General features: G+C 56.5%; 7 protein-coding genes. 2 read left to right on the top strand and 5 right to left on the bottom strand.

Annotation, left to right across the window (positions count from 1 at the left end; genetic code table 11):
• Positions 1-45: 45 nt before the first annotated feature.
• A complete protein-coding gene (mpl, locus tag AC4PCC_RS19060) occupies positions 46-1,401 on the bottom strand; it encodes a UDP-N-acetylmuramate:L-alanyl-gamma-D-glutamyl-meso-diaminopimelate ligase (RefSeq protein WP_067704088.1) in 1,356 nt (451 codons plus the stop codon).
• Between the two features lie 168 nt (positions 1,402-1,569).
• Between mpl and fbp the strand changes: the two genes are divergently transcribed.
• Positions 1,570-2,568 (top strand): class 1 fructose-bisphosphatase, encoded by a 999-nt coding sequence (gene fbp, locus AC4PCC_RS19065; protein ID WP_492125567.1) that lies wholly within the window; start codon positions 1,570-1,572, stop codon positions 2,566-2,568.
• Between the two features lie 271 nt (positions 2,569-2,839).
• Here fbp and AC4PCC_RS19070 read toward each other — a convergent pair whose 3' ends face one another.
• The gene (locus AC4PCC_RS19070) at positions 2,840-4,402 is read right to left on the bottom strand and encodes a methyl-accepting chemotaxis protein (protein ID WP_492125568.1); all 1,563 of its coding nucleotides are present in this window, start codon (positions 4,400-4,402) and stop codon (positions 2,840-2,842) included.
• A gap of 675 nt (positions 4,403-5,077) precedes the next feature.
• Here AC4PCC_RS19070 and ppa point away from each other — a divergent pair.
• The gene (gene ppa / locus AC4PCC_RS19075) at positions 5,078-5,608 is read left to right on the top strand and encodes an inorganic diphosphatase (protein WP_345830176.1); all 531 of its coding nucleotides are present in this window, start codon (positions 5,078-5,080) and stop codon (positions 5,606-5,608) included.
• Positions 5,609-5,666: 58 nt separating this feature from the next.
• Here ppa and AC4PCC_RS19080 read toward each other — a convergent pair whose 3' ends face one another.
• Genes AC4PCC_RS19080 through tamA form a run of 3 tightly spaced genes read right to left on the bottom strand, consistent with a single transcriptional unit; the run spans position 5,667 to position 11,505 of the window.
• Positions 5,667-6,020 (bottom strand): gamma-glutamylcyclotransferase family protein, encoded by a 354-nt coding sequence (locus AC4PCC_RS19080; protein WP_067704098.1) that lies wholly within the window; start codon positions 6,018-6,020, stop codon positions 5,667-5,669.
• A gap of 2 nt (positions 6,021-6,022) precedes the next feature.
• On the bottom strand, positions 6,023-9,793 hold the full coding sequence (tamB, locus tag AC4PCC_RS19085) for an autotransporter assembly complex protein TamB (protein WP_492125569.1): 3,771 nt from the start codon (positions 9,791-9,793) through the stop codon (positions 6,023-6,025).
• Positions 9,790-11,505, bottom strand: a complete 1,716-nt coding sequence (tamA, locus tag AC4PCC_RS19090) for an autotransporter assembly complex protein TamA (protein WP_197473306.1) — start codon at positions 11,503-11,505, stop codon at positions 9,790-9,792. Before tamA ends, tamB begins: the two co-directional genes overlap by 4 nt.
• Positions 11,506-11,713 lie beyond the last annotated feature (208 nt).

The following is an 11,713-nucleotide window of genomic DNA, read 5'->3' on the forward strand; positions in this document are numbered from 1 at the left end:
ACTGCTTTGCCCACCGGAAAGGTCGCTCCGGCTCAGTCCGCTGAATCAGCGCGCCAGCTTTTCCAGCAGCTTCTGATGAATTCCGCCAAATCCCCCATTACTCATCACCAGGATGGTATCGCCGGGCTGCGCGGTTTTAACGATCATTTCCACCAGCGTATCCACCTCCGCACTCCAGTGCGCCGGCTGCACGCACGCCTCAGCGACGTCTGAAACCTGCCAGGGAATATGGTGCGGCTGCAGCAGGAAGACTTCATCAGCACGGGCCAGCGCCGGAGCCAGGTCGTCCTTACTGACCCCCATTTTCATGGTGTTGGAGCGGGGTTCCAGTACGGCCAGAATACGCGCCGTACCGCCGACCTTGCTACGCAGCGCGGTCAGCGTTGCGAGAATGGCCGTTGGGTGATGAGCAAAATCATCGTAGACCTTAATGCCGTTCGCTTCGCCGCGCAGTTCAAGACGTCGACGCGCATTGATAAAGTCATTCAGCGCCCGCCCGGCATCCTCCGGCCTGATGCCAACATGACGCGCAGCGGCGACCGCCATCAGCCCATTATGCATATTATGCTCGCCGACCAGCGCCCAGTTAACCTCCCCCACACATTCGCCATCCAGCCAGATTTCCCACTGAGAGGCATCAGGCACGCGCTTTTTCGCCTGCCAGCGCCCGCCATCGCCCAGACTCTCCTGCTCGCTCCAGCAGCCCATGGCGATCACCTGTTTCAGGTTATGGTCCTGCTCTGGCAGCAGGATTTTTCCCTGGCCTGGCACGATGCGCACCAGATGATGGAACTGACGCTGAATAGCGCGCAGATCGTCAAAAATATCGGCGTGATCGAACTCAAGATTGTTGAGAATCAGCGTGCGTGGACAGTAGTGAACAAACTTAGAGCGCTTATCAAAGAAGGCGCAATCGTACTCATCCGCTTCAATGACGAAGAATGGGCTTTTTCCTAAAGTGGCGGATACATCGAAATTTCCGGGTACGCCGCCGATAACAAAGCCCGGTTCCAGCCCGCAGGCCTGTAAAATCCACGCTGCCATGCCCGCCGTGGTGGTTTTACCGTGCGTTCCGGCCACCGCAATCACCCAGCGATCGCGCAGGACAAAATCATGCAGCCACTGCGGGCCTGAGAGGTAAGGAATATTGCGTTCCAGCACCGCCTCCACGCAGGCATTGCCCCGGGTCATGGCGTTGCCAATAATTACCAGGTCGGGAGCGGGATCGAGCTGGGAAACATCATAACCCTGAATTAAATCAATGCCTTGCTTTTCTAAAAGCGTGCTCATTGGCGGATAGACGTTGGCGTCTGAGCCCGTCACTTCATGCCCGAGCGCGCGGGCAAGCGTCGCCAGGCCCCCCATGAAAGTGCCACAGATACCGAGGATATGAATGCGCATAACAGGTCCGTTTACAGGAAAGTTCGGCGCACAGTGTAACGCCCTCACCGTACGGAATAAACGGATTTGCCCTATGTTCTTTCGTCTTCATTCGGCTAAACTGCGTACGCATACGTTGGCAGTTTGTAAATCAGGCTGCTGCTCAACCGCAGATTCAGGGATTGTGTTATGAAAACGTTAGGCGAATTCATCGTCGAGAAGCAACACGACTTTCCTCACGCCACAGGTGAACTGACGGCACTGATTTCCGCCATCAAGCTGGGCGCAAAAATCATTCACCGCGATATCAATAAAGCCGGACTGGTCGATATTCTGGGCGCCAGCGGTGCCGAAAATATTCAGGGCGAACAGCAGATGAAGCTCGATCTGTTTGCCAATGAAAAACTCAAAGCGGCCCTAAAGGCGCGCGGCATTGTGGCCGGTATTGCTTCGGAAGAAGAAGACGAGATTGTCATTTTTGAAGGCGTCGAGAACGGTAAATACGTTGTTCTGATGGACCCGCTGGACGGCTCGTCGAATATTGACGTTAACGTTTCGGTCGGTACGATTTTCTCTATCTATCGCCGCATCACCCCACCGGGTACGCCGGTGACGGAAGAGGACTTCCTGCAGCCCGGTAGTCAGCAGGTTGCAGCTGGCTACGTGGTGTATGGTTCTTCTACCATGCTGGTCTACACCACCGGCTGTGGCGTGCATGCCTTTACCTACGATCCCTCACTGGGTGTGTTCTGCCTCAGTGCGGAAAAAATGGCGTTCCCGGAAACGGGTTATACCTATTCGATCAACGAAGGAAACTATATTCGTTTCCCGAAAGGCGTGAAAAAATACCTGAAGTTCTGTCAGGAAGAAGATCAGCCCACCCATCGTCCATATACCTCCCGCTATATTGGATCACTGGTTGCAGACTTCCATCGTAACCTGCTGAAAGGCGGTATTTACCTCTATCCGAGCACCGCCAGCCACCCGAAAGGTAAGCTGCGGCTGCTGTATGAGTGTAATCCGATGGCGTTCCTTGCCGAGCAGGCCGGTGGTAAAGCCAGCGATGGCGCACAGCGTATTCTGGACCTGGTGCCGGAAACCCTGCACCAGCGCTCGCCGTTCTTTGTCGGCAATACCGATATGGTTGAAGACACCGAACGCTTCCTGCGCGAGTATCCTGACGCCTGAGCACCTGGCATAACGCCAGCAATTCCGGCGGTTGCAGTCAGCGGATAATGCCTCAGCTAGCCTGGTGACAGAAGCCAGCTGAGAATGCGTCAGTAAACCTGGTGACAGAAGCCAGCTGAGAATGCGTCAGTAAACCTGGCCATTGCTGCCGGATGTTGTCAAAAACAGGGCGATCTTACGATCGGCCTGTTTTTTTATTCCGTGGTTACCGCCCGCCGCTGTCCGCTGGCAGGATTTTACCACCGTGGCTAAAGGGGATAACGGGGTAATATCAGGCTGGACTCACCCGGAATGCCGCCATCGACTGAACCAGCTGCTGTGACTGCTCTTCGAGTGACTGCGTTGCCGCTGTCGCCTGCTCTACCAGAGCCGCGTTCTGCTGGGCGACTTCATCCATCTGCGTTACTGCCAGATTAACCTGTTCAATTCCCCGACTCTGTTCCTGCGACGCGCTGGAGATCTCTTTCATCAGCTCCGTGACGCGCATCACCTCCGTGGCTATCTCGTCCATGGTTTCCCCCGCTCTGGTCGCCATCTGCGCCCCTTCACTGACGCGGCTTTGAGATTCAGTAATTAGCGAGCGGATCTCTGTGGCGGAGGTCGCGCTGCGCTGCGCCAAGTTGCGAACTTCTCCGGCTACCACCGCAAACCCCCGCCCCTGCTCGCCGGCCCGCGCCGCCTCTACGGCCGCATTCAGCGCCAGAATATTCGTCTGGAAGGCGATATCGTCGATTACCCCAAGAATATCGCCGATGCGCTTTGAACTGTTGGTAATCTGCTGCATTTTCTCCATCACATAGCTAACGACTTCGCTGCCGCGATCGGCGCTGTCTGAGACTGAGCGTGCCAGCTGATGCGCCTGGCTGGCATTGTCGGCATTGAGCTTCACCGTAGCGGTCAGCTGCTCCATGCTGGCGGCGGTCTGCTCCAGCGATGCGGCAGACTCTTCGGTACGCTGTGAGAGATTCAGGTTGCCAGAGGCCAGTTCGCGGCTGCCCACGTCAATTTGCAGGCTGGCATCCCGTACGCGGCTGACCGAAAGCTGGAGCGAAGACTGCATCGCCGTCAGGGCCGCATTCAGACGTCCCAGCTCATTCTCCCCGCTTTCAGGTAGCCTGCGGGTCAGGTCACCCGCAGCCACAAACTCAAGATGTGCAATGGCGGTATTCAGCGGTTTGAGCAGGATAGCGCGTAGCAGCATCCAGGCCGCCGCCAGCAGAATGATCGTCAATACGCCGCACAACAGGATCAGCACGGTGAGGATGCGTTCATTTTTTTTCGCCTCCATCAGCTGAGCCTGGGTGACCTGGTTGGCATAGAGACTGAAATCGTCCACCGCTTTAGCAAAGGCAATATTTAGCGCGCCCAGCTTCTCCTCAAGCAGGGTGTAATAGCCGTCAGGATCCTGCTTCTCCAGGGCTTGCTGCATCGGGACGATCCCTTCGCTCAGATACTGGTTGTAGCGGACAATCAGGGCATCCGCCAGCGCCTTACCGTGAGTGGTGACGGTCCCGGCGTCGACGAAACGCTTGATTTCAACGTGCGAGTTAGCAACATTATTTTTTACCAGCAGGGTGATGGCGCTGGATTCGTCTAACATACCGATTTCCATTTTCCGGGTCGCCAGCGCGGCGCTCGCTCTGGCGCGCAGCAGGCTGTTATTAGCCAGAAACAGGCTGTTGAGTTCCACTCCCTGAATGCGGTTAACTACATCAAGTGAACGATTCCCTTTATTAATGGCAAAAATACCCATCACGCTGACGCTAAGCAGCATTAGCGTCATCAGGGCAAGCAGCACGATCAGGCCGGTGCGTATTGAAATTTTTCTTAGCATGGTTTGAATGACCTTAAATTAGACGGTATGCCTGAAAGCCAAAAAGAGATTAAGGTATCGGCAGCCGGGTGGTCATTCTTTAGTAAAGATGATGAAAGGAGACCTAAACAGAGCGTCAGCTTTGACAGGGATCACTTTTTCCCCCGCTGACGAGAGAGGAGGCATCCATTCGTGATAAGTAGTTAATTAACAGGGGATTCAGGGGTTTTCAACGGTGATGACGGCGCGTAAGCGCAGAATGCCGTACACGCCGATAGCGGAATAAATCTTCACTCCTGACGCAATTTAACAGTGATTTCACACAGACCTAAGCCTGTTAAGCAGTTAATTCCACTAAAAATCCGCCTATATAACAGTAAAAATGAACTTTGACTTTAAGCAAAATCACGCACTCTCGCGCTCTTTCGTTCAGACAAAGAGGTGTGAGGTCGGCACAGGCTATATGCCGCATCTGGCGCTGCGGCAACACTTAGCGCTCGCGATTTGCATGCGGCATTATCGCCTGACCCGGCGGCCATTCAGGCAGCCCTTTACTGGCTCACCTTTTGCCTGACGTCTGCCTACGTATCACGCCATAACTGGAGCATTCTGAAAGGCCAAAAAGGGGGGATACTTTCATATTCAGTTGGCTATAATGAGCGACACATGATTTAAGACTGAATGAAGGAATTGACCATGAGTTTGAACCTGGTTCCAGCAGGTAAAGATCTGCCAGAAGATATTTATGTGGTTATTGAGATCCCGGCGAATGCCGATCCAATCAAATACGAAGTTGATAAAGACTCCGGCGCGCTGTTTGTTGACCGCTTTATGTCTACCGCCATGTTCTACCCGTGCAACTACGGCTACATCAACCACACCCTGTCTCTGGACGGCGACCCGGTTGACGTGCTGGTGCCAACGCCGCATCCATTGCAGCCTGGCTCAGTGATCCGCTGCCGTCCGGTGGGCGTCCTGAAAATGACCGACGAGTCTGGCGAAGATGCCAAACTGGTCGCTGTCCCGCACACCAAGCTGACCAAAGAGTACGATCACATCAAAGATGTGAACGACCTTCCTGAGCTGCTGCGTGCGCAGATCACCCACTTCTTCGAGCAGTATAAAGCGCTGGAAAAAGGCAAGTGGGTTAAAGTTGAAGGCTGGGATAATGCAGCAGCAGCAAAAGCTGAAATCATCACCTCTTTCGAACGCGCCGCGAAGAAGTAATCCTCTTCAGGGCAAAAAAAACACCGCTCACTGAGCGGTGTTTTTGTTTATCAGCCCATCAGGCCTGCCCTTGCGCATCGCGCAGCAGCCAGTCGCCGCTGTCGATACGCTGTTTTCCCATCACCGATCGCTGATAGACGTACAGCCAGGCGCTGCCGTAAGGCGTCTGCACCAGCGCCCGCTTATACTCTCCCCCCTGGGTGCGTAGCGCATCCAGCTCGCCCAGCGTGGAGGCATCAATGCGGTAGACTTCGCAGTACACCTGACCCTCTCCCACCACTACGCCGGGGTAGTGCCCAAGATTGTATAGCGCATAGCCGCTAATCTGGTGATCGCCCAGCCACTGGCCGTTAGTCATCCAGTGACTGTTACCTTGCTTACGTCTCAAGCTGCCGTAGACAATTATTCGCATTGCTAAAACTCAAACTGATAAAGTAAATCCAGCGCCTGATCGATACCAGACACCGCTTCCAAATAGAGTTTAGGCATCAGGCGATAACGCAGGGTTAGCGTCGCCAGTGAATCAAATATGCCAACACCGTATTTTACCTGCAGACCCGGCAGTACATAGCCGCTAACCTGGACCTGCTGACTGTCACCGACGCCAGCCGTATCCAGCGCCAGATTACTCACGCCGAAGGTCTCCCCGATTTTACCCACAACCTGACCACTTTGTGCAAGCCCCAATCCTACCAGCGCTGAGGTTATTGCACTGCTATCGCTACCGCTCGCATCCAGTCCCTGTCCGCGAAGCAGATAAGAGAGCGCTTCCTGCTGTGACATGGTGGGGTCAGCGAAGACTTCGGCCTTCGGCTCATCTGCCAGCCCGGTTACGCGAACGCCTGCGGTCACGTCGTCTTCCGTGGCCTCCGGATTACGGATTGCCTCGATGTTCAGATAAGGCTGATCCGGCGGTCCGGCAAACTGCAGCTCGCCCTTACGCACGATAAGATCCTGTCCATAGGCGTGGAAACGACCGGATGGAATATTGATCTGACCGTTCAGCCCCAGACCGCGCTTATCCTGCACCAGCTTCAGGTCACCGTTCAGGCTGGCCTTCAGGCCGAATGCGCTGAGCCGCACGTCATCTCCGACGTGAATAACCAGATTACTGTTAATCGGGATCGCCGCGGTTTTCGGGGCCACCGGCTTCAGGTCTTTATCCAGCAGCACTTCGTCTGATGATACGCCCACCGCACTTTCGGGCACCTCCTGCACGGTGATACGCGCCCAGGGAATATCCACGCGCCCGTCAAGATTGAACATCTGCGGCGTCGCTTCAAATACCAGGTCCGGTGAGACATCCATCCGCACCATCGGCGGCACGGTAACCCGGACCTTATCGCCCTTCGCCGCCACGCGTGCACGCCAGGCGTCCAGCTGCCGCCAGTCGGCATCACCGTTAAGCGCAATCTGTCCGTGGGAGGTCTTAATCAGCCCTTCCAGCGTTGAGCTCATGCCGTTAAAGACCATGTTCAGGCTGGCTGAGGTCAGTTCGACCGGCATAAAGCTACCCTGCACATCGACGTCCTTCAAGCCCAGCTGACCAAATACCTGGGGCTGTTGCAGGTTTCCGCCCAGTCGCAGGTTGCTGTTAAGCAGGCCCGCGACCTTCTCACCCTTCATCAGTGCCGGATTCAGCATCGCCAGCGACAGGCTGGCAATATTAACGTTGCCGGAGAGGGTGCGCTTACCCTGCGGGTCGGCAATCTGCACGTTGCCGTTAAGCTGGCCGTTGTTCGCGATGCGGATCAGCCAGTCGAGCTGAGCACGACCGTCGTGCAGCCCGGCGTTAAGGTTTAGCTGGTCGAACGCAATGGGCAGTTTATTGCCCTGCACGTCCTGCACCACCTTCACCCCGTTACCTTTCAGCGTCACGCGCCCCTGTGGCAGACCGCCGTCAGCTTTCCAGGTGACGTCGGCATCACCGCTGAATACGCCACTGAGTGCGGTCTCTTCGCCGAGGAAGGGTTTCGCCATCGCCAGATCGAAGCGGTTCAGCACCACTTTGGCATGGCCGGATGGGCCTGCCTCAATGGTTTGCGGGACGCAGATCTGCGCATTCGGATTTTGCCAGCAGTGCGGCCCAATGCTCACCGTCTGCTTCGCGTTCAGATAATCCAGTGCGATGGCGCGGGTCAGGCGCCATTCCCCAACCGGCGTATCGAAGCGCGTATTGTTCAGCGTCCCGGTCCAGCGCTGTGCCTGACGATCAAAACTGCCGTTTAGCGCCAGCTGTCCGGAAACCGGCTGCCCGCTGATATTAAGCTTCAGCTGATGCTGCTTCTCATCGCCGCTGGCATCCAGCGTAACCAGAGAGAGGTTGAGCGCATCCTGTTTGATCCGCTCGACGCGCAGCGCCAGCTTGCCTTTAATCTCATCCCCTGAGCTAACGTCGCCTTTTAGCGTCGCCCGGGCAATACTCAGCGCCTGCCAGCGCAGCCCGGCGGCAGTCACGTCGGCCAGCAGCTGCGGCGCCTTCAGATCGCCACGCGCTTTAATCGTCCCTTTCACCACGCCGCCCAGACCGGGAAGCGCGTTATCGAGGTGTGCGGCATCTATATTGGCATCCAGCGCCAGCTTGTCGCCGAGGGAACCCTTAACATCAAGATTATTACGCCCCAACACCAGCTTCAGGCCGGGTATATCCCACTGGTTGTAGCTGTTGCCATACAGGGAGCCGTCGGCGGTCACCGCATTCTGCTTCACGTTGCCGCGCAGCTTCAGCTCAGGCACGCGCACCTGCCAGCTGCCGCCATAGAGGCTGCCACGGGTGGTGATTTTCCCTTCCAGCTTCGCCGGCCAGTCCGGATACTGCTTCGCAGTATTAATCCCGGAGAGCGTCAGCTCACTGCGCCAGCTGATAGCTTTGCTCCAGTCCACCAGCGCCGTCAGATCGGTATTACCCTCCAGCGCCGCCAGCCTGAGCTTGTCCAGCGAGAAGTGTTCAACGTCGCCTTTGCCGTTCAGGGTGAGCGTCGCGGGGGGAATGCCCTGCCCTTTCAGGGCGGTTCTGAGCGACATCACGTAATCCGTCGCCTTACCCTTAAAGCTGAAGTTCAGGTTATCCGCCTGGTACTGGGTTTCCCCGTTCAGCGGCCAGCGCAGCTGCGCGCTTTGTAGCGCAAGCGACAGAGGCAGCCCGGTCTCGGCCAGCCTGGCACCGGCATCCAGCTGCGCCCGCAGCGGGCCGGAAAGGTTGAGCGCCAGGTTTAGCTGCTCGCGCAGGCCGCCGCTGACGGTCATTTTGATCTTCTCACCTTTGACCGGATCAAAATTCAGCGCGCTGTTGAGGCTGAAGCTGACCGGCCAGTTACCCGCCAGCGTAGCCTCTCCCTGTGCGTTGAGGCGTCCCTGAGGCGAATCCACCGCCAGCGTCTCCAGCTGTAGCTGGCGATCCTGCGTTTTGGCCTTCACCAGCAGGCGGTTGATGGCAATGTCGGTATCGCCAGTAATACGCAGCTGTTCACCCAGCAGCTGCTGTACGTCGACGTCCAGCGGCATTTTGAAGTCGGGCAACTCCGGCAGCAGAGGCTTAGCAAACATCGCCTTTAGCGTCTCACCCAGCGGCTGCTCATCCGCTTTCGGCTGCTGTACCTTTGGCTGAACCACCTGCTTATCGGCCACCTGCGCGGCCTCAGGCAGCGCAATCAGCAGCCCCTGAATATGGGTCGGCATCAGGGTCAGTGCCCGTTGCTGCCAGTGCATACCCGAGGTGAAGTCGGCCAGTGAAATTGCCGTATCATCCACCTTAACGGTGATATTGTGCAGCGCCAGGCGGCGAAGCGTAATCGGGTAAGGCGTACTCAGATCGCCCGTCGACGTATCTTTATCCTGCGTCTCTGCTGCGGGCGTCATTTTTTTGCTATCAACCGCCACGTTGACGTCTTTCAGGGAGAGGTCGTTAACGCAGAATGCGCTGTGCCTCAGACAGCCCAGCTGCAAGGCCAGGTGAAACTCCCCGGCGTTAACCGTCACGCCCGGCATCTGATACTGCACGCCTTTGAGGGTCAGGTTTCGCCAGCCGCCGTCGATCTGTTTAATCTGCAATCCCGGCACCCAGCGCGATGCGCCGTTCAGCACCAGATGCAGGCCGGTTGTAGTGCCCACCAGGAAGGCGATTGTGCCCAGCAGCAGCATAATGAAAATCAGAATGCCGATCAGGACCTTTTTCCAGCGACTCATAGTTCAGGCCCCAGTCCGATATAAAACTGTATGTCACGATCTTCGTCATCACCCACCGGGCGGGCGATATCCAGCTTGATTGGCCCCACCGGCGACTGCCAGCGCACGCCAAAGCCCGCGCCCGTTTTCACGTTACTCTGTTTGATGTCGTTTACCGCTTCACCGGAATCAATAAACACCGCCCCCCACCACTTGCCGGTGACGTTGTACTGATACTCCAGCGATCCGGTTGCCAGCTTTGAGGCACCGGTTAGCTTACCGTCGTCATCGCGCGGGGAGATGCCTTTATATTTGTATCCACGGATGCTGCGATCGCCCCCGGCAAAGAAGCGCAGATCGGGCGGAACACGCTCAAAATCGCTGGTTTCAATCCAGCCAAGGTTGCCACGCACGACAAAGCGGTTTTTTTCTCCCAGGGTACGGATCCAGACGTTCTGCGCCTGCACCACGGCGAAATCAACATCCGAACCCCATGTGGTATCGGAGACGTCCAGGGAGTAGCGCTGGGAATCGCCCCAGACCGGCATCAGCCCGCCGCGCGAACGGGTACGGTTGATGCTCACGCCGGGGTAGATAAGCATGGTGGTATTGGTGACGTTACCCTGGGTAAAGTGATCCAGGCTCCAGCGCAGGTTTATGGCCCGCTGCCAGCCGGAGGAAGACTCCCAGTAGCGCGATGCCGCAAGGGTCGAGGAGTCTGCTTTGGTGTCATTCAGATCGGTACGCTTGAGTCCGCCCTGCAACAGGTAATACTGTTCGATCGGGCTTTTCAGCAGCGGGATCTTGTAGCTGAAATCCAGCTGCTGTTCGGGTGCGGAGATGTTTGCGCTGGTGGTAAAGCTATGGCCGTAAGAGTTAACCCAGGGCCTTTTCCACGTCGCCTTAACGCGCGGGCCCACGTCGGTAGAATAGCCCACGCCGGTTTCAATGGTATTTTCGGTCCGTGGGGTGACCACGCCCTGCAGCGGCAGTACTTTGGTCTTACGGGATTTGTCGAATTCAGGTGCGACCACGACCGAATTAAACCAGCCGGTAGCAGAAAGTCTGCGGTTCAGTTCGGCCAGATCGCGCGAGCTGTAGTAGTCGCCTTTCTTAAAGGGCACCAGATTCTGCAGGTACTCTTCCCGGATCTGCGACCCTTCAAAGCTGACGCTGCCAAAGCGATACCGCTGGCCGCTGTCATAATCAATATCCCAGAACGCCTCGTGACGATCGACCGACACGCCAAGCTGGCTTTTGGTAAAGTCGCCGTCGAAGTACCCTTTGCGCAGGGCCATATTGCTGAGCGAGCTTTTAAATTTGTCGTATTCACCGTGATTGAGCACGCTGCCAATTTTGCTTTTGCCGCCCTGCACCAGAGCCTGATAGTCAGCGTCGGTGCGGCCTTCACCGCGAATAATCACCGTTTCGCCCGCCAGCTTAACCGGCTTGCCCGGCTTGACGTTGGCCACCAGCAGCGGTCTTTTACCGCCTGCCGGCGGCGGGAGCAGGCTAAACTCGATGGTAGGCTCATAGTAGCCCAGCGCCTTCAGGCCCTCTTTGACCGCCTCGCTTACGCGCGCGCGAAAACGCCCATCGGCGGAGATTTCATCGCTGGAGATGGTCGAAAGCCTCGCCCGCACGTTTTTCTGTAATTCCCCGGATAACCCTGTCACCTGCAATCGCACGGTCGCCGCCTCTACAGCAGGTGCGGCAGCGATCAGACAGATCATGCAGTAAAGATGAATTCGTGGCACGCTTACTCCTGGTTTTATAGCCGTCCCCTGGTCCAGATGGGCATGACGTCTTCTGGTAACTCGTCCTGATGTTCAGGGTGGTGTTAATCATGGCAAAGTTTTGCCTGATTTCACCCTTATTTAACCGATAAAGCTAAAATTTTGACTTATTGTGCGTAAAGAATTGACATGATACAACATATGA

Source organism: Erwinia sp. L03-1 (genome assembly GCF_058686115.1).